A 17,884-nucleotide genomic window follows, 5' to 3' on the forward strand; every position below is an offset into this window, starting at 1 on the left:
TCCGGCCCCAGGGCTCGCGCGCTGGTGCCGGCATTCTGTTCGTGAGGATTACGCGGACATTACGCGGGATCAGGGCCGTTCAGGTGACCGGCAGCGGCGTGAAGGCGATGCGCACGGTGGTGCCGCCGCCGGGCGTCTCGTCCAGCGAGACCCCCGCATTATGAAGGGCTGCCACCTGCGCGACGATGGAGAGGCCGAGGCCCGTGCCGCTGCTGCTCCGGCTGCTGCGGGCGAAGGGCTGCATCACGCTCGATCCGTTGTAGATCGTGCCGATGCCGGCGCCGAAATCGATCACCGAGACGCGCCCGCAGGCTTCCACCTGCACGATCACCCGACCGCCGGAGGCCGCATGCTGGGCTGCGTTGCGGATGAGGTTGGAGAGCGCGACGGTGATGGCCTGTGCCGAGCCGTTGATGAAGACGGGCGTATCCGGCGCCTGGAACTCCACTTCCATTCCCGCGGCGACGAGGCTCGGCGCTTCCTGCGCCGTCAGGTTGCGCGTGAGGTCGGTCAGGTTGAGGCGGCTGATCTCGGCGGGCTCGGAGGTGAGCCGGGCGAGCTGGAGCAGCATGGTCACGGTGGCCGAGAGGGAATGGATCTCGGTGGCAAGCTCCGCCCGCAGGCGCGGGTCCGGCACGGCCTCGAGGCGGGTGCGGGCGCGGGCCAGTGGCGTGCGCAGTTCGTGGGCGGCGTTGGAGAGGAAGCGGCGCTGCTCGGCGGTCACGTTGTCGATGCGGTCGAGCGCGCGGTTGAAGGCGGCGATGAGCGGGCGCAGTTCGGTCGGCGCATTGTCTTCCGGCAGGCGCGTGCCTTCCCGCGTGCCGTCGATGAACTCCGCCGCCGTCGCCACACGGCGCACGGGACGTGCGATGACCTGCGGCACGAGGATGACCGTGACGACCATGGTGGCGAACAGCACCACGAGGATGGGCACGGCCGTGGTGTTGATGTCGCGCAGCAGTTCGATGGTGATCTGGGTGCTGCTGTAGGCCGCCCCGCCCACTTCGATGAGGATGGTGTCGTCCTCGAGCGGCACCACGAGGCCCAGCCGCTCCGTCCTCATGGTCGAGCCGTTGACCGCGTAGCCGGAGAGCGGCTGCGGCGGGCTCCAGACCTTGGCGCCGGCCTGCACCCGCTCGGGCACCGGCCCGTAACTCACGGACGTCCGGCCGTCGGAGACGAGATACCAGAGGGTTGGGAATTTCCGCTGATAGGCGAGCAGATCCTCCACGGGCTGGAGGGTGAAGCTGCCGGTCTCGGTCCGCTTCAGGGACTTCTGGATGGCCGTTGCCGCGTCGAACTGGGCATAGCCGCCGTCATCGCCTTGCAGGGCGGCGAAGGTGACCCAGGAGAACAGCAGCACGACCGTGAGGCAGAACCCCAGAAACAGCGCCCCCGACGCGGCGATGGAGCCGGGCAGAAACCGTTTCAATGTTCGGACAGCATGTAGCCCAGGCCGCGCAGGGGGCGGATCTGGGCCTGGCAGTTGTGCTCGCGCAGGCGCTTGCGCAGGCGCGAGAGATGGGCGTCGATGGCGTTGGACTGAATCTCGTCGTCAAAACCGTAGGCGGCGTTTTCCAGCGTCTCCCGCAGCACCACCTGCCCCACGCGCCGGATCAGCGCTTCCAGCAGCGCCAGCTCCCGTCGCGGCAGGATGAGGGAGGTGTCCTCGATATAGGCGGTGCGGGCCGCGGTGCAGAAGCGCAGGTTCGCGACCGTCACGACGCCGTCGCTCTGGTCGAGCTGGGCGCGGCGCATCACGGCCCGCACACGGGCGATAAGTTCCACCGGCTCGAAGGGCTTGGCGAGATAGTCGTCCGCGCCCGCATCGAGCGCCTTGGCGATGTGGTTCGGATCGTCGAGGGCGGTGAGCACCAGAAGGCTCGGCCGCGGGCGCAGCCGCTGGAACGCGCCGATGAGCTCGATGGAGTCCCCGTCCGGCAGCCGCCGGTCCATGACGATGAGGTCGAACTCCCGGACCTTGACGGCCGCCTGTGCCTCGTCGAGCGAGGTCACGAGATCGGCCCCGCCAAAGGCGTCTTCCAGCGTGGTGCGAAGCCAGGAACCCAGCTCCGGATCGTCCTCGATGACGAGCAGCCGCACGTCGTGTCTCCAGCCCCCACCGGCGCTCGTTCCCCGAACGCGCAGCTTAAGATTTTGCTCAACATATCCGGCAGTCGAGCAGAATGATGGCGGAACTGGGCTTACGGCGTGTCCGGAGCGGTGGCTATTCGAGGACGATCGCCGCCACGAGGCGGCCGTAGTCCGGTTCCCTGCGGTGGGTCATGCGCCGGTAGCTGAAGAAGCGTTCGGGGTCGGTGTAGGTGTCGAGGCCCAGATCCTCCACATGGTCGATGCGGGCTTCCCGCAGGCGATGGGCGATGAAGCCGGGCAGGTCGAACAAGGCGTGGTGCGGCCGGTCGGCCGGCGCGAAGAAGCGGGCGAAGGTGCGGTCCGCATCGAGGAAGCGGGCGATGAAGTCCTCGCCCACCTCATAGCTCGGCTGGCGGATGAGCGGGCCGATGACCGCGCGGATGTCGCCGCGCCGGGCGCCGAACGTCTCCATGCGGGCAACCGTCGCCTCGATGACGCCGCCGAAGGCGCCTTTCCAGCCGGAATGGGCGGCCGCCACCACCCGCGCGACGGGATCGGCGAACAGTACCGGGCCGCAGTCGGCAATGGTGACGGTGGCGGCAAGGCCGGGGACATTGGTGGCGATGGCATCCGCCTGCGGCGCCTCGGGACGCGTCCAGGGCGCCGTCATGGGCACGCATATGGCGGAATGGACCTGCCAGCACATGACGAGATGCGCGGGCTCGACGCCGATCGTCCGCGCCATGCGGCTGCGGTTCTCCATCACGTTCGCCTCCGCGTCATTCGAGCCGAGGCCGCCGTTGAGGCTGGTGTAGGGGCCGGTCGAGACGCCGCCCTGCCGGGTGAAGAAGGCGTGCCGGATGCCGGGCAGGGCCTTCAGCAGGGGGGCTTCCACCATCATGTCGCGAACTCCTCTTCCGGGGCGAAGGCCGGCGGCGGGCCGAACGTGGGCGCCGCCAGCGCCAGAACCTTGAACAGCATGCCCATCTCGCCCGCTCCCGCACCGGTGAGGCGGGTGAGAGCCGAGCCGATGGCCGCCTTCTGCGCCTCGCTCGCGCTGCCCATCAAGGTCGCCGCCCGCGCCTCGATGCCGAGGCGGCGCAGGAAGTCGCCTTGTGTCAGCGGGCCGAAGGTGCGGGCACCGGCCGCGCGGGCCATGCCCGCGAGCGCGGCGAAATCCACATGGGCGGTCAGGTCGGCCTCGCCCGGCTCCGCCAGCGGATCGGTGAAGCGGTGGTCCTTCATGGCCTGGAGCGTATCACCGAAGCCCGAGCGGGCATGGCCGTAATCGAGGACGAGGGCGGTGCCCCCCTGCGCCGCGAGGCGGGCGGCGAGCGCGCGGGCGGGGCCGCTCTCCATCCGCTCCAGAAGATCGCCTTCCGCCGGGCGCGGGAAAGAGGAGGCAAAGGCCTCGATGGGCCGGAAGGGGCTGGGATCGAGGCCGAAGATCAGATTGCCGGCCGCATCGAGCCCCACCCGCCGCTCATGCCAGCCGGCCGCGCCGCGCACGAACTGGTCGACGGGCAGGGCATCGAAGAATTCGTTGGCGACGACGATGGCCGGTCCCTCCGGCACGTCCTCGATGCGGTCGTGCCACTGGGGCGCGTGATCTTTCAGTGTCTCCGCCTGCCGGCGGCGCAGCACCGGGCTCATCTCCACCAGATGGAGGCGCATAGCCGCGCCGAAGGCGGGGACGAGGCGGGCGGCGCGCAGGGCATCGGCCATCAGCGTGCCGCGTCCGGGGCCAAGCTCCACAAGGCGGAAGGATGACGGCTCGCCCATCTGCTGCCAGCACGCCACCGCCCAGAGGCCGATAAGTTCGCCGAACATCTGGCTGATTTCGGGCGCGGTGATGAAGTCGCCGCCGGCGCCGAAGGGATCGCGCGTCACATAATAGCCGTGGCGCGGATGGCCGAGGCAGAGCGCCATGTAGCGCCCCACGCTGATCGGCCCTTCCGCCTCGATGAGGGCGCGGATCTCGTCCTTCAGCGGGTTGGTCACGGGACCGGGCGCCTCAGCGCATAGATGACGAGACCGGCCCCGGCCAGCACCAGCGGGATGGAGAGCAGCATGCCCATGGTGGAGCCGAACATCAGGAAGCCGAGCTGCGGGTCCGGCTCGCGGAAGAATTCGCCGACGATGCGGCCGATGCCGTAGCCGATGCCGAAGATACCCGCCGCCAGCCCCGGTCGCTTGAGCGCGCCCATGCGCACGGCGATCAGCATGGCGATGAACAGGACGAGCCCTTCGAGCCCCGCCTCATAGAGCTGGCTCGGATGGCGGGGCACGTCGCCGCCGGTGGGGAAGACCATCGCCCAGGGCACATCCGCCGGGCGGCCCCACAGCTCGCCATTGATGAAGTTGGCCAGGCGGCCGAAGAGCAGGCCGATGGGGGCCACGACGCCCGCCACGTCCAGCAGCGAGAACACCCTGATGCCCCGGGCGCGGGCGAACAGCACGAGCGCGACGAGGGTGCCGGCGAGGCCGCCGTGGAACGACATGCCGCCGTGCCAGAGCTTCACGATCTCGTCGGGGTGCTCGAGGAAGAAGGGCAGGTTGTAGAACAGCACATAGCCCGTGCGTCCGCCGAGGATGACACCGAACGTGGCCCAGAACAGCGCGTCGTCGAGATCGTTCGGCTGCATGGGCGAGGTGCCGCCCCAGAGCGCCGGGCGCGAGACGAGGTAGCGCGCAAGCTGCCAGCCGATCAGCAGGCCGGCGATATAAGCGAGCGCATACCAGCGCACCGCGAAGGGGCCGACCGCGAACAGGACCGGATCAATGGCCGGGAAGGGCAGGGCGAACTGGATCATGGGGTCTCCGGGGGCGGCCGCCGCGCCTTTTTAAGCATACGGCCGTGAACTTGCCTTTAAGGTCGAGATGAAAAGACACCCGCTCGACGGGATGTCGCCCAGCCGGGCGCGGATGTGCGCCGCACGCGGCGTGGCGTCAAGCCGCAGCTTGGCCGCGGGCCACTCCTGTCGCATTGCACAGCCTCTTGTTCGCCGCCGGCCGCGCAGGTCTTGCGGGCGCCATACAAGATGCCCATTGTCAGTCCGATCGCGCCCGAGGAGGGCGCAGGATGCCTGAAAAACCGGCGCGGAGGCCGACCATGACCCAGACCACGGGCCGTCTGTTCGACGAAATGTCCCGTCTCATGAATGACGCCGCCGGCGTCGCGCAGGGGATGCGCCGGGAGGCGGAAACGGTCGTGCGCGCGCAGATGGAGCGGTTCCTGCGCGACATGGACCTCGTGAAGCGCGAGGAATTCGAGGTGGTGAAGGATCTCGCCGCCGCCGCCCGCCTTGAGAACGAGCGCCTCGCCGCCCGTCTCGCCGAGCTGGAAGCCAAGGTCGCGGCCCTCTCTGGCGGCGCCTCCGAGACCAGCTTCTCCGGGACGCCCGGCGCCGGCCCCGGCCCGGTCTGAGGCGGAACCCTTTTGCCCCGCTGCTCTTGACGACAGGCGGGTGACACAATCTGTCGTAGCGGCGCGATGCCGCGCCGCGATATAGTGGGTCCAGTGGCGATTCGAGCCGGATCGTCGCGCCAAGCGCGACGGGGCGCAGCCTCGCCATGGCACGCCGTTCCGGGTGGCCGTAGCTCTCCGGATGGCGGAGCCGCCGGCACGCCGCGTCGCGCAAATCCTGGCTGGCTTTGAGTGCCGTTCGTGCCGCGTTCGACCGTCTCCGCGCCCCTCCAACCGCGAGGTCGAGGCATGTCTCTGATCGAAATCGAAGCCGATTCGCCGGCCAACCCCGTCGATCTGGTCGAGCAGCTCGCCGCCGTGCGTGACTGGTCCTTCGAGCGTTCCGCCGAGGACGAAATCACGCTCTCCCTCAACAATCGCTGGACCGACTGCCACGTCTCCTTCCAGTGGATGGACGAGATCGAGGCCCTGCACGTGGCCTGCGCCTTCGACTTCAAGGTGCCCGACAGCCGTCGCAACGAGGTGCTCAAGCTGCTCGCGCTCGTGAACGAGCAGATGTGGCTCGGCCATTTCGACATCTGGCAGCAGGAAGGCGTGGTGATGTTCCGCCACGCGCTCGTGCTGGCCGGCGGGGCGAGCGCCAGCGACCGCCAGTGCGAGGCGATCGTGGATGCGGCCATGGAGGCGGTGGATCGCTATTACCCGGCGTTCCAGTTCGTCGTCTGGGCGGGCAAGACCGCCCGGGAGGCGATGGACTCCGCGCTTTTCGAGACGGCCGGAGAAGCTTAAGACAGCGGAACCTGTTTCGCGGGGCGCGCCGCCGGTCCGGCGGGCGCCTCCACTTCCAAGGTGTTCCGATGTCTCTCGAAGTTCTGAAGCAGTTGGACGGCCCGATCGTCCTCGTGGGCGCGGGCAAGATGGGCGGCGCGCTGCTGGAAGGCTGGCTGGGGCTCGGCATCGAACCCGCCCGCCTCGTGGTGCTCGATCCCAACCTCAATCCCGAGGCCGCCAAGGCGCTGGCCGACAAGGGCGTTTCCGCCAATCCCGCCTATGACGCCATCCCCCACGCCGCCGTCCTCATCCTGGCGGTGAAGCCGCAGGTGGCGCCGGCCGTCATTGCCAGCATCCGCGGCATCGTCGGGCCGAAGAGCGTGGTGGTCTCCATCATGGCGGGACGCACCATCGGCTTCATGCAGGAAGCGCTGCCGCGGGGCGCCGCCGTCGTGCGCACCATTCCCAACACGCCGGCCGCCATCGGCAAGGGCATCACGGTCGCCGTGGCGAATGCCGCCGTCTCGCCGGAGGCCCGCGCCGCCACCTCCGCTTTGCTCGGCACCGTCGGCCCCGTGGAATGGGTGGAGAGCGAGAGCCTGATCGACGCGGCCACCGCCGTCTCCGGCTCCGGCCCGGCCTATGTCTTCCTGCTGGCCGAGGCGCTCGCCAAGGCCGGTGCGGCGGCCGGCCTGCCGGCGGATCTGGCGGACCGGCTCGCCCGTGCCACCGTTTCGGGTGCCGGCGCGCTCCTGGAGCAGTCCGGCATCGATCCCGCCATTCTGCGCCAGAATGTCACCTCGCCGGGCGGCACGACGGCAGCGGCGCTCGCCGTGCTCATGGATGAGGCCAAGGGCTTCGGCCCGCTGCTGACGCAGGCCGTGGCCGAGGCGACCCACCGCTCGCGCGAACTCGCGGGCTGAACCGCGCCGGTCCGCCTCTTGCTGATGGCGGAGGCGGGGCTTGTGGCGGCAGGTCCGCGCCCCCACGTCTGGCGGGCGTGGGGGAGTTCAGCCGGTGAAGGAGGACGCATGACGTTCGAAACCAGCCGCGACGCGGCGCTGCGGGCCTTTCTTCAGCTTCTGGAGACGACGCCCTTCGAGCGCATCGACCTTCTGGACGTGGCCGAGCATTCGGGCGTGCCGCTGCCAGAACTGCGGGCCGCGTTCGCCTCGCGCCGCGACCTGCTCGCTGCCTTCTTCAAGGCCACCGACCGGCAGGTGCTCGCCGCTTCCGACGAGGATTTCACCGATGAGACGGCGCAGGAGCGGCTGTTCGAGGTGCTCATGCGGCGCCTCGATGCCCTTGAGCCGCACAAGGAGGCGGTGCGGGCCCTGATGCGCTCCGCCCGCCGGAATCCGCCGCTGGCTCTCCTGCTGCTGGAACTGAGCGTCAAGTCGCAGACCTGGATGCTCGCCGCCGCCCGCCTGCCGGCCTCCGGCCTTGCGGGCGCCGTCCGGTCGCGGGGTCTGGCGCTCCTGTTCGGCCGCGTGCTCGACGTCTGGCTCGACGAGGAGGATCCGGGCCTCTCGCGCACCATGGCGACCCTCGACCGGGAGCTGGCGAATGGCGCCAAGCTGCTCGGCATGCTTGACGACCTTGCCTATCTCGCCCGTCCCTGGCGCATCGAACGCCGCCGCCGGGATGTGCCGCCGGTGACCGAAGAGCCGGGGACAGCGGACGCCGCCGCTTGACGATCGGCTCCCGTCGCGCCCGAGTGGTGCGGGGAGCCGGAACAGGAGAGCGGCATGGCGGATGCGAGTCAGACGGCGCAGATCGGGATCGACGATTTTCTGAAAGTGGACGTGCGGGCCGGCACCATCATCGCGGCCGAGGCCTTCCCCGAGGCGCGCAAGCCCGCCTACAAGCTCACCATCGACTTCGGCCCCGAGATCGGCACCAAGCGGTCCTCGGCCCAGATCACCGAGCATTACACGCTGGAGGGCCTGGTCGGTCGTCAGGTGGCGGGCGTCGTCAACCTGCCGCCGCGCCGCATCGGCCCTTTCACCTCCGAAGTGCTCACCTTGGGATTCCCCGATGAGAAGGGTGCCGTGGTGCTGGTGACGCCGGCCGCCGGCGTGCCCAACGGTGGCCGCCTGTTCTGATCCCCGCGCTCTATTCGTTTGCGCCCTAGTTTCCGGGGCCGGCGCGCTCCCTCCCCCCTTGCGGGGGAGGGCCGGGGAGGGGGGTAATGCCCTCTCCATTCTGAACGCGGCCAGAGGTTGGCTCTTCATCTGAAAGGGCGAGCTTGCGGCGCCAGCCATACCCCCCTCCCAACCCTCCCCCACAAGGGGGGAGGGCTTTCCCGCCCGGCTTCGACGCGCCGTTATGACTTAGGCCAAGGCCGTCACTTCTGCGTCCGGCCGACAATCTCCCGCCTTCGCCGCTACCGGCACCGCACCCGATGACCGCCCCCCTCACAACCGCTTCGCCATATGGACGAGATGAAGGTCCGGCTCGGCGACGCGGTGGGTCTCCTCATAGCCGCAGCGGCCGTAGAGGGCGATGTTCTCCACCATGGCCACGTTGGTGAAGAGGCGGATGGTCTCGAAGCCAGCGGCGCGGGCCGTCTCCTCCACGAAGGCGAGCAGGCGGCGGCCGTGGCCCTGCTTCTGTGCCGACGGGGCAACGGCGATGTTGTCCAGGAGAAGGCAGTCCGGCTCGCGCACCAGCACCACGAGGCCGAGCACAGCGCCGTCCTGTTCCAGCACATGCACGAGGCCGCGTCCCACCAGCTCCGCATAGTCATCCTGCATGGGCAGCGGCGGACGGCCGATGCGCGGAATGTAGATGCCATAGGCCGCCGCCACGAGGGCCGTGACGGCGGGCACATCCCCGGCCCGCGCCGGGCGGATGAGGGGGCTCATACGGGCAGCCGGATGCTGGCGCGCAGACCACCGAGCGGGCTGTCAGCGAGGATGACGTCGCCGCCATGGGCGCGGGCGATATCGCGGGCGATGGAGAGGCCGAGGCCCGAGCCGCCGGCATCCTGATTGCGCGCATCATCGAGGCGCAGGAAGGGGCGGAACACGTCTTCCCTCTTGTCCTCGGGAATGCCGGGGCCGTCGTCATCCACGGTGACGATCAGCCAGCGGGCATCACGCGTGCCGGTGATCTGGAGTGTCTTCGCATAGCGCACCGCATTGCCCACGAGATTGCCGATGCAGCGCTTCAGCGAATCCGCCTTCACCTGCACCAGCGGTGGCCCCATGAAGGTGCAGGTGGCGGTGGCGCCGGAGCGCTGGGCGCTGGCGCACAGATCTTCCACGAGTTGCGCCATATCGGTGAGCTGGGTCTGCTCGCCCCCGTCGCCGCGCGCGAAGGCCAGATAGGCCTCCAGCATGCCCTGCAATTCGTCCACGTCCTTGCGCAGGGCTTCCACCTCCGGCCCGTCGGGCAGGAAGGCCAGCTCAAGCTTGAAGCGGGTGAGGATGGTGCGCATGTCGTGGGAGACGCCCGCCAGCATGGCGGTGCGCTGCTCGATCTGCCGCTCGATGCGCCGCTTCATCTCCAGGAACGCGACGGAGGCGCGTCGCACCTCGCGGGCGCCGCGCGGGCGGAAGTTTTCCACGTCGCGCCCCTTGCCGAAGGCCTCGGCCGCGTCGGCGAGGTTCTCGATGGGGCGGATCTGATTGCGCAGGAAGAGGATGGCCACCGCCAGCAGCACCAGCGAGGTGCCCACCATCCAGAGCAGGAAGATGTGCGAGTTGGAGGCATAGGCCGCATTGCGCCGGGCGAAGATGCGCAGCACCGACTCGGGCATCTTCACCCGCACCTCGATGAGATTGGAGCGGCCGACCGTGTCGATCCAGAAGGGCTCCTTCACCTTGCGGCTGATCTCGCGGGAGAGGGCGCTGTCGAGGATGGAGAAGAAGGGGCGCGGGCCCTGCACCGGCAGCGGATCGTTGGGCAGCACGTCCACGGAGAGCTCCATGGTCTGCCACACGATGCGGCGCAGCGTCTGGACATCCTTCTCCTGCGGATAGGCGGCATAGAGCTCCACCACGGCCGCGATGTCCTGGCTGACGGCGGCCGAGAGGCGGCGGGTCACGGTGTTGTAGTGGCGCTCCATGAAGACGAAGGCGACCACCGACTGGAGGATGACCATCGGCACCACGATGATCAGCAGCGAGCGCGGGAACAGGCCCTTGGGCGTGACGCGGTTGAACCAGGCGCCGATGCGCGCGTTCGCCTCGCGCATGAAGTCCCAGAGACCGCGCAGCCCGGCGCGGCTGGCATCCATCACGGTCACGGCGTCACCACCAGCCTGTAGCCGAGGCCGCGCACGGTCTGCACGAAGGAGGGATTGGCGGGATCGCGCTCCACCTTGCGGCGCAGGCGGTTCACCTGCACATCCACGGCCCGCTCGCTGGCGGCACCGCCGGCGGCGAGGGCAAGGCGGGGCACCGTCTCGCCCGGCTGCTCGGCCAGCGCCCGCAGCATGTCGCGCTCGCGCTCGGTGATGCGCACCGGCTCGCCGAGCCGGGTCAGCTCGCCGCGCCCGATATGGAAGGTGAAGTCGCCGAAGCGCACGCTCTCGATGGCCTTCTGCGGCGCGGGCGTGGTGCGCTTGAGGATGGAGCCGATGCGCAGAAGCAGCTCGCGCGGCTCGAAGGGCTTGGACACATAATCATCCACCCCGGCCTCGAGGCCGGTGATGCGGTCCATGGTCTCCGAGCGGGCGGTGAGCATCAGGATCGGGATGGAGGAGGTGGCCCGCAGGGAGCGGGCGAAGTCGATCCCCGTCTCGCCCGGCATCATCACGTCCAGCACGATGAGGTCGAACTCCAGCCCTTCCATGCGCCCGCGCGCCTCGGCGGCGGAGGCGGCCGTGGTGACGCGATAGCCGTTCTCGCTCAGGAAGCGCGAGAGCAGGGTGCGGATGCGGTTGTCGTCATCCACCACCAGCAGATGGGGCGCGTCGTCCGGCAGCGGCGGCGGAGCGGGGCGGGCAGCGGTTTCGGTCATCCGTTGATCCTCAGGCGGAGGGCGTGGCGGCGGGCAATTGTGCCCGCTCGATCAGCCGCTCCACCGCTGCCCGATCCTCGGTGTCGATCATGGCGACAAGAAAACGGCGCGCCGCCTCTTCCGCCCCCGGTCCACACTGTTCCAGCGCCTTGGCGATGCGCTGGCTCTGGAGCCCCATGAATTCGCGCGCAAGCGCCGCGCCCTTGGCGGTGGGATAGAGCAGGCGCTGGCGCCGGTCGGCCGATCCGGCGCGGCTTTCCACGAAGCCCTCGTCCACCAGCTCGCGCAGCACGCGGCCGAGGCTCTGTTTGGTGATGCGCAGGATGTCGAGGAGGTCCGTCACGCGCATGCCAGGATTGCGGTTCACGAAATGCAGCACGCGATGGTGGGCCCGGCCGAAGCCGAAGGACGACAGGATTTCGTCGGGGTCTCCCACGAAGTCCCTGTAGGCAAAGAAGAAAAGTTCGATCAAATCGACGTGCGTCTCGCCGGCCTCGATGGCGTCGCGCCCTTCGGTGCGGCGGGGGAGGGGCGTTTCGCTCAGGTGCGTTATGTCAGCCATGTTGACTTTTTTCGGTCCGATCGTTACTCACAGGGCGCCGGCGACGAAATGATCGGTCTCTTGATCCCGGTGAGATGTTTCGATCATTGCGCTTGCGAACGGCTGGGCTCATCCTTGAGTCCAGAAAATATCGACAACCTCGGCCCCTGCAAAGCGCGGGGGTGCGCAGGAGACAAGGGCCGCCCCGAAGACGAGCCCAACAGGAGTGAAGATCATGAGCGGAGAGCCTTTCGACAAACGTGACGGCTGGATCTGGATGGACGGCGCTCTGGTGCCGTGGCAGGACGCCAAGCTGCACGTACTCTCCCATGGCCTTCACTATGCCAGTTGCGTGTTCGAAGGCGAGCGCGCCTATGGCGGCACGATCTTCAAGTCCTCGGAGCATTCCGAGCGCCTGCGTCTCTCCGCCGAGATGCTGGACTTCACCATTCCCTATTCGATCGCCGAGATCGATGCGGCCAAGCGCCTGACGCTCGAGAAGAACAATCTCGTGGACGCCTATGTGCGTCCGGTTGCCTGGCGCGGCAGCGAGATGATGGGCGTCTCGGCCCAGCACAACAAGATCCACCTCGCCATCGGCGTGTGGGAATGGCCGAGCTATTTCGACCCCGAGCAGCGCCAGAAGGGCCTGCGCCTCGACCTTGCGGAGTTCCGCCGCCCCGATCCGGCGACGATCCCCTGCAAGGCCAAGGCCTCCGGTCTCTACATGATCTGCACCATCTCCAAGCATAAGGCCGAGCGTCGCGGCTATGCGGATGCGATGATGCTGGATTATCGCGGCCTCGTGGCGGAGTGCACCGGCGCCAACATCTTCTTCGTGAAGGATGGCGTCATCCACACGCCGAAGCCCGACTGCTTCCTCGATGGCATCACCCGCCGCACGGTGATCGACCTCGCCAAGCGCCACGGCTACGAGGTGGTCGAGCGCCACATCAAGCCCGAGGAACTGGCCGGCTTCTCCGAGTGCTTCATCACCGGCACCGCCGCCGAGGTGACGCCGGTGGGCGAGATCGCCGAGTGGAAGTTCACGCCGTCGGGCATCACCCATCAGCTGATGGATGCCTATACGGCCGAGACCCGCCCGAAGCAGGCCGCCGCCTGATCGGGATCGCCTGATCCGCCGCGAACGCGGCGCAGGACCAAGACCAGAGGGCCGCTCCGTGAACCGGAGCGGCCCTTTTGCTTTGCGGTTGCGAAGCAGAAGGGTGAGGCCGGCGGACGCGACCGACGGCTCAGCGGCTGCGCACGCGTGAAGGCGGCAGCAGGGGCAGGGCCTCCGTCACGGGCGCCGTGCCGGAGGCGAGGACCACCCGGTTGCGTCCCTGCGCTTTCGCCTCGTAGAGCGCGGCATCGGCGGCGGCCAGCAAGGTCCGGGTTTCCGTCTCGGGGGCAAGCGTACCGGAGGCGGCCCCGATGCTCACGGTCACGGTCATGTCGGGGCTCGGGAAGGCGTGCTCCACCGCGGCCCGCATCGCCTCGGCCACGCGGGCGGCGCCGGCGGCGTCCGTGCCAGGCAGCACGGCGGCGAACTCCTCGCCGCCATAGCGCGCCACCATGTCGTCCGGCCGGCGGGCGCAGGCGTTCAGCACCTGGCTGATCTGGCGGAGCACCTCGTCGCCGCGCCCATGGCCGAAACGATCGTTCAGCACCTTGAAGCGGTCCACGTCGATCATCAGCAGCGCCAGCGGCGCCGCGGAGCGGGCGGTGCTGCGGGCGGCGGCGATCAGGCGCTCGTCGAAGGAGCGCCGGTTGGGAAGCCCGGTCAGCCAGTCGGTGGTGGCGAGGTTCTCGAACCGCGCGCTCATCTTCTCCTCCCGCCGCAGCGCGCCTTGCAGCGCCAGCACCAGGAGGACGATGGCGCCGGCAATGACGCAGCCGATGAGGCCGAAGGTGAGGGCCTGCCGCCGCCAGAGGCCGAGCACCTCGTCCACGGAGAAGCCCACCACCAGCGTCAGCGGAAAACGGCCGACGGGGGCGTAGAGATAATGTCGCTCGACGCCGTCGGTGCCGTCGCTGGTGGTGAAGGAGCCGCTCGGCCCCTCGGCGATGTGCCGGAAGAGGCCCGACCGCGAGATGCTGGCATTGAGCAGGTCGTGGGTGTCACCGGACGGCCAGCGCATGACGAGGCGCCCGTCGCTGCGCACGAGGGCGATCTCGCCCGCCCGGCCCATGTTGATGCGCGAGAAGAGGTCGCGGAAATAGTTGAGGCTGATTGCCCCCATCACCACGCCGTCAAAGCTGCCGTCCGGATTGCTGATCCGCCGGCTGAGGGCGATGCCGGGGGTGTCGCCCCCCAGCCGCCCGACGAAGGGCGCGCTGATATAGGGCTCCTGCGCACTGTCCTTCTGCACCTGGAAATAGTCCCGGTCCGCGAAATTCCCGCTCCGGGGCTTCACCTCGCTGGCGTCATAGACGATCTCGCCGCTGGGGGAGAGCACCAGCATGGCCCCGAGATATTCGGCACTCCCGGCGCGATCGAACAGCACGAGGTTGCGGATCACCGGGTCGAGGTTGGCGATCTCGACACGGGTGGTGGCCTCCTGTGCGCCCTGAAGGGAGAGGTCGAGAAGATTGAGGTTGCGGTCGACATCGCTGTCCAGCGTATGAAGCACGTTCTGCGCCGCCTGGATGGCGCTGGTCCAGCGGTCCTGCCGGATCTCCAGCAGCAGCACGGCCTGCACGCCGAGGGTCGCGATAAGGCCGAGGCATACGGACACGATGACCCCGTGCCGCCGGAGGGACATCTTCAAACGGGTTGGCAACGTCGCAACAGCCTTCTCTGTCGGGGCGTTATCTTTATACCATGCGATGGATAGCATGCGCGGCACAAGGGCCAGTCCGGCGTGTCGAAGATTGTCCCTGATGGAAAGCGCCGCAGGCGCGCTCCGCATTGCGATGGATCAGACCGCCTGAGCGGTCCGGGGATCCTCGGACGTGTAGTCGGCGGCCGCGTGAGTGCCGGCATCCGGAGGACGGCGGTGATCCGGCGTCTCGGTGAGGTTGCGCACCGCCACGCGGTTACGACCATTCGCCTTGGCTTCGTAGACGGCCTTGTCCGCCGCGGCGAGCAGCCCTTCCGCGTCCTGCCCGGTGAGGAGGTGCCCGGTGGCGACGCCGATGCTGACGCTCACCGGCATATTCGGGCGGCCGACCTGCCGTTCGATGTCGGCGCGGATGCCTTCGGCCACACGGGCCGCTCCGGCGGCTCCGGTGGCGGGCAGGATGACGGCGAATTCCTCGCCGCCATAGCGCGCCGCCACATCATCGGCCCGCCGGGCGGCGGCGGCGATGACGGCACCGATCTGGTGCAGCACCTCGTCGCCCTTGGCGTGGCCGAAGGTGTCGTTGAGAAGCTTGAAGCGGTCGGCATCGATCATCAGCAGCGACAGGGACGCGCCGGAACGGGCGGCCCGGCGACCGGCCATGATGAGATTTTCGTCAAAGCTGCGCCGGTTGGCGAGCCCGGTGAGCCAATCGGTCGTGGCGAGGTTTTCCAGCCGGGCGGAGACGAGCCGCTCCTTGCGCAGCGCCCGCTGCAAGGCAATCACCAGCAGGATGATCAGCAGGCTCGATGCGCCGCTGATGGCGCCGAAGGCGAGGGCCTGGCGGCGCCAGGGCGCGAGTACGTCATCCACCGCGAAGGCTACGACGAGGCGGAGTGGATACTGGCCGACCCGGTCGTAGAAATAGTGCCGGCGCACCCCGTCCACGGCCCCGTCCATGGTGAAGGGCTGGCCGTCGCCGGTCATGATCCGCCGCATCCCTTCGGAGCTGGCGATATCGAGGTTGGTGTCGCCGTGCCCGTCGCTGGAGGGCCAGCGCATCACGATCACCCCGTCGTCCCGCACCAGGCTGACAATGCCGCGCGGCCCCACATCCACATTGGCGAAGAGGTCGCGGAAGAATTCGAGGCCGATGCCCCCCATGACGACGCCCCGGAACGATCCGTCCGGCCCTGAGATGCGCCGGCTGAGAGCGACGCTCGGTTCAAAGTCGCGGAAACGGGCGTTGTAGGGACGGCTCAGATAGGGGGCGTGATTCGCGTCCTTCTGGACCAGGAAATAGTCGCGATCGGAAAAATTGCCGGGACGCGGAATGGGGTGACCGAGGTCGTAGAGCACGTCGCCGCTGGGCGACAGGATGAGCATGACGCCGAGGTAGCGCGCGTTCAGGGCGCGGTCGAACAGCACCATGTTGCGCGTGGCGGGGTCCAGCGTCGTGAGGTCGGCCTTGAGGAAGGCATCCTGTGCCCCCTGCAGGGACAGGTCGACGATGTTCAGATTGCGGTTGATGTCGCTGGTGAGCGTGATGAGCACATTATGCGCGGACTGCACCGCGCTGGCCCAGCGTTCACGGCGGTTCTCCCAGAGCAGGAAGGCGGCGACGGCCAAAGAGAGGAAAACACCAACGCAGATCGCGGCCAGCGCATAGGTGCGTCGCACATCGGGGTTCAGCATGCCTTATGGCGGTCCGGACTCGCGCATTTCACTCGTATGCAAAACATACCATGCGTTGCATTGTGCTGCAGCGAAATCTAGAGCGGCGCCGCATTTTTCCGCCTGACGGACCATCAGGTCTGCGAGCCGTTCCTGAGCCGTCTCCCGACTCAGGCCGAAGGCGAGCCCCAGCGCAGGGCGGCGTCGTCGTCTGCCTCCTTGGCCTCGACCCAGGCGCCGTCATCGGCCGCGCCGGGGCGTTCCTCCTTCTTCCAGAAGGGGGCGGAGGTCTTCAGCCAGTCCATGAGGAATTCGGCCGCCGCGAAGGCCGCCCCGCGATGGGGCGAGGCGGTCACGACCAGCACGATGTTCTCGCCGGGCACGATGCGCCCGAAGCGGTGCACGACACGGCCACCGGAGAGAGGCCAGCGGGTGCGGGCCTCGTCGAGGATGCGCTCCATCTCGGCTTCTGCCATGCCGGGATAATGTTCGAGATGCAGGGCGGCCAGCGGCAGGTCGTCCTTAACGTCCGCCCGGCACAGGCCGCTGAAAGTCACCACCGCGCCGATGTCCGTGCGGCCCTGCGCCAGCGCGGCGATCTCTGCGCCGGCGTCGAAATCCTCCGCCTGCACGCGGACGCTGAACAGGTCGTCGGCGGGAGGGGCGTCGCTCACCGCTCAGCCTCCGGTCATAGGCGGGAAGAAGGCGATCTCCCGTGCCGCGCCGAGGGGCGCATCCGGCTTCACATGCTTGCGGTCGAGAGCGGCGCGCACCACGGCCGGATTGTCGAAGGCATGGGCATGGCCGCCGCCCTTCGCGCGCAGGAAGGCCGCGAGCTCGGAGACGGTGCGCACCTCTGCGGGCACCTCCACCTCTTCCTCCGGCACCCCCACACGTTCGCGCAGCCAGGCGAAATAGAGCACCTTCACCGATTGTCTCCCGACACCAGATGGCGCCCGCCGGCCCGGAAATAGTCATAGCCCGTGTAGAGGGTGAGCACGGCGGAGATCCACAGCAGGGCAAGGCCCGCATAGGTCACGCCATGGATCAGCCGGTCGCCTGCCTCGCCCGCCAGCAGGAAGCCCACGGCGATGAGCTGGAGCGTGGTCTTCCATTTGGCGAGCCGGGACACCGGCACGCTGACGCGCAGCTCGGCGAGGAATTCCCGCAGGCCCGAGACGAGAATCTCGCGGCACAGGATGACGATGGCCGCCCACAGCGACCAGCCGCGGATGGTGCCGTCCGACGCCAGCATCAAGAGGCAGGTGGAGACCAGCAGCTTGTCCGCGATGGGATCAAGCATGCGGCCGATGGCCGACTGCTGCGACCAGGCGCGGGCGAGATAGCCGTCGAAGAAATCCGTCACGGCGGCGGCGATGAACAGGCCGAGCGCCACCCAGCGCAGCGACAGGCCGCCTTGCAGGATGTCGGCCCAGAACAGGCACGCGGCCACCAGCGGCACCGCCGCGCAGCGGGAATAGGTGAGGATGTTCGGCACGGAGAAGGCGAGGTTCCGCGCCGGTGCGGGAGAAGAAGGGCGGGTCACTGCTTCGGCCATGCCGGACGGGCCTCGGTGCGTTCTGCCACGGGACGCCGCGCGCCTCGAATCTCGAGGCCTGCCGTTAC

The 17,884-nt window shown here is 68.7% G+C and carries 20 protein-coding genes; 6 read left to right on the forward strand and 14 right to left on the reverse strand.

Annotation, left to right across the window (positions count from 1 at the left end):
• Positions 1 to 79: 79 nt before the first annotated feature.
• From DFO45_RS01090 to lgt, 5 genes are all read right to left on the reverse strand, one after another.
• Entirely contained in the window at positions 80 to 1,432 is a 1,353-nt protein-coding gene (locus DFO45_RS01090; protein ID WP_133863423.1) for a HAMP domain-containing sensor histidine kinase, read from the reverse strand.
• Positions 1,429 to 2,103 carry a response regulator transcription factor gene (locus tag DFO45_RS01095; RefSeq protein WP_012172505.1) on the reverse strand — a complete coding sequence of 225 codons (675 nt, stop codon included), beginning with the start codon at positions 2,101 to 2,103 and terminating at the stop codon, positions 1,429 to 1,431. The genes DFO45_RS01090 and DFO45_RS01095 overlap by 4 nt, the downstream gene beginning before the upstream one ends.
• 124 nt (positions 2,104 to 2,227) lie before the next feature.
• Complete coding sequence (gene pgeF / locus DFO45_RS01100; protein ID WP_133863424.1) at positions 2,228 to 2,995, reverse strand: peptidoglycan editing factor PgeF; 768 nt, start codon at positions 2,993 to 2,995, stop codon at positions 2,228 to 2,230.
• The gene (locus tag DFO45_RS01105; protein ID WP_245517915.1) at positions 2,992 to 4,095 is read right to left on the reverse strand and encodes an SAM-dependent methyltransferase; all 1,104 of its coding nucleotides are present in this window, start codon (positions 4,093 to 4,095) and stop codon (positions 2,992 to 2,994) included. Before DFO45_RS01105 ends, pgeF begins: the two co-directional genes overlap by 4 nt.
• Positions 4,092 to 4,907, reverse strand: a complete 816-nt coding sequence (gene lgt / locus DFO45_RS01110) for a prolipoprotein diacylglyceryl transferase (RefSeq protein WP_133863425.1) — start codon at positions 4,905 to 4,907, stop codon at positions 4,092 to 4,094. The genes DFO45_RS01105 and lgt overlap by 4 nt, the downstream gene beginning before the upstream one ends.
• 299 nt (positions 4,908 to 5,206) lie before the next feature.
• Between lgt and DFO45_RS01115 the strand changes: the two genes are divergently transcribed.
• From DFO45_RS01115 to DFO45_RS01135, 5 genes are all read left to right on the forward strand, one after another.
• Entirely contained in the window at positions 5,207 to 5,521 is a 315-nt protein-coding gene (locus tag DFO45_RS01115; RefSeq protein ID WP_012172501.1) for an accessory factor UbiK family protein, read from the forward strand.
• A 288-nt stretch (positions 5,522 to 5,809) separates the two neighbouring features.
• Entirely contained in the window at positions 5,810 to 6,310 is a 501-nt protein-coding gene (locus tag DFO45_RS01120; RefSeq protein WP_012172500.1) for a YbjN domain-containing protein, read from the forward strand.
• Positions 6,311 to 6,378: 68 nt separating this feature from the next.
• Entirely contained in the window at positions 6,379 to 7,215 is an 837-nt protein-coding gene (gene proC / locus DFO45_RS01125) for a pyrroline-5-carboxylate reductase (protein WP_133863426.1), read from the forward strand.
• Between the two features lie 108 nt (positions 7,216 to 7,323).
• Positions 7,324 to 7,986, forward strand: coding sequence for a TetR/AcrR family transcriptional regulator (locus DFO45_RS01130; RefSeq protein WP_133863427.1), 663 nt, complete (start codon positions 7,324 to 7,326; stop codon positions 7,984 to 7,986).
• A gap of 54 nt (positions 7,987 to 8,040) precedes the next feature.
• The gene (locus tag DFO45_RS01135; RefSeq protein WP_012172497.1) at positions 8,041 to 8,397 is read left to right on the forward strand and encodes a tRNA-binding protein; all 357 of its coding nucleotides are present in this window, start codon (positions 8,041 to 8,043) and stop codon (positions 8,395 to 8,397) included.
• 312 nt (positions 8,398 to 8,709) lie between these two features.
• On the opposite strand, the gene DFO45_RS01140 is transcribed toward DFO45_RS01135, so the two are convergent.
• The 4 genes from DFO45_RS01140 to DFO45_RS01155 are packed head-to-tail and all read right to left on the reverse strand — an operon-like array spanning position 8,710 to position 11,822.
• Positions 8,710 to 9,159: a GNAT family N-acetyltransferase gene (locus DFO45_RS01140; RefSeq protein WP_133863428.1), complete on the reverse strand. Its 450-nt coding sequence runs from the start codon at positions 9,157 to 9,159 to the stop codon at positions 8,710 to 8,712.
• Entirely contained in the window at positions 9,156 to 10,493 is a 1,338-nt protein-coding gene (locus tag DFO45_RS01145; protein ID WP_244421882.1) for an ATP-binding protein, read from the reverse strand. Before DFO45_RS01145 ends, DFO45_RS01140 begins: the two co-directional genes overlap by 4 nt.
• Positions 10,494 to 10,540: 47 nt before the next feature.
• Complete coding sequence (locus tag DFO45_RS01150) at positions 10,541 to 11,260, reverse strand: response regulator (protein WP_133863429.1); 720 nt, start codon at positions 11,258 to 11,260, stop codon at positions 10,541 to 10,543.
• 10 nt (positions 11,261 to 11,270) lie between these two features.
• The gene (locus DFO45_RS01155) at positions 11,271 to 11,822 is read right to left on the reverse strand and encodes a MarR family transcriptional regulator (RefSeq protein WP_012172493.1); all 552 of its coding nucleotides are present in this window, start codon (positions 11,820 to 11,822) and stop codon (positions 11,271 to 11,273) included.
• 214 nt (positions 11,823 to 12,036) lie between these two features.
• Between DFO45_RS01155 and DFO45_RS01160 the strand changes: the two genes are divergently transcribed.
• On the forward strand, positions 12,037 to 12,924 hold the full coding sequence (locus tag DFO45_RS01160) for a branched-chain amino acid aminotransferase (RefSeq protein ID WP_012172492.1): 888 nt from the start codon (positions 12,037 to 12,039) through the stop codon (positions 12,922 to 12,924).
• A 130-nt stretch (positions 12,925 to 13,054) separates the two neighbouring features.
• On the opposite strand, the gene DFO45_RS01165 is transcribed toward DFO45_RS01160, so the two are convergent.
• From DFO45_RS01165 to pgsA, 5 genes are all read right to left on the reverse strand, one after another.
• On the reverse strand, positions 13,055 to 14,539 hold the full coding sequence (locus tag DFO45_RS01165) for a diguanylate cyclase (protein ID WP_166657022.1): 1,485 nt from the start codon (positions 14,537 to 14,539) through the stop codon (positions 13,055 to 13,057).
• Positions 14,540 to 14,722: 183 nt separating this feature from the next.
• On the reverse strand, positions 14,723 to 16,279 hold the full coding sequence (locus DFO45_RS01170) for a sensor domain-containing diguanylate cyclase (protein ID WP_133863431.1): 1,557 nt from the start codon (positions 16,277 to 16,279) through the stop codon (positions 14,723 to 14,725).
• Positions 16,280 to 16,428: 149 nt separating this feature from the next.
• Positions 16,429 to 16,905: a molybdenum cofactor biosynthesis protein MoaE gene (locus DFO45_RS01175; RefSeq protein ID WP_133863825.1), complete on the reverse strand. Its 477-nt coding sequence runs from the start codon at positions 16,903 to 16,905 to the stop codon at positions 16,429 to 16,431.
• A gap of 30 nt (positions 16,906 to 16,935) precedes the next feature.
• Positions 16,936 to 17,187, reverse strand: coding sequence for a molybdopterin converting factor subunit 1 (gene moaD, locus DFO45_RS01180; protein ID WP_012172488.1), 252 nt, complete (start codon positions 17,185 to 17,187; stop codon positions 16,936 to 16,938).
• Entirely contained in the window at positions 17,184 to 17,816 is a 633-nt protein-coding gene (gene pgsA, locus DFO45_RS01185; protein ID WP_012172487.1) for a CDP-diacylglycerol--glycerol-3-phosphate 3-phosphatidyltransferase, read from the reverse strand. Before pgsA ends, moaD begins: the two co-directional genes overlap by 4 nt.
• Positions 17,817 to 17,884: the final 68 nt, after the last annotated feature.

The sequence above is a fragment of the Azorhizobium sp. AG788 genome (assembly GCF_004364705.1).
Taxonomy (GTDB): Bacteria; Pseudomonadota; Alphaproteobacteria; order Rhizobiales; family Xanthobacteraceae; genus Azorhizobium; species Azorhizobium caulinodans.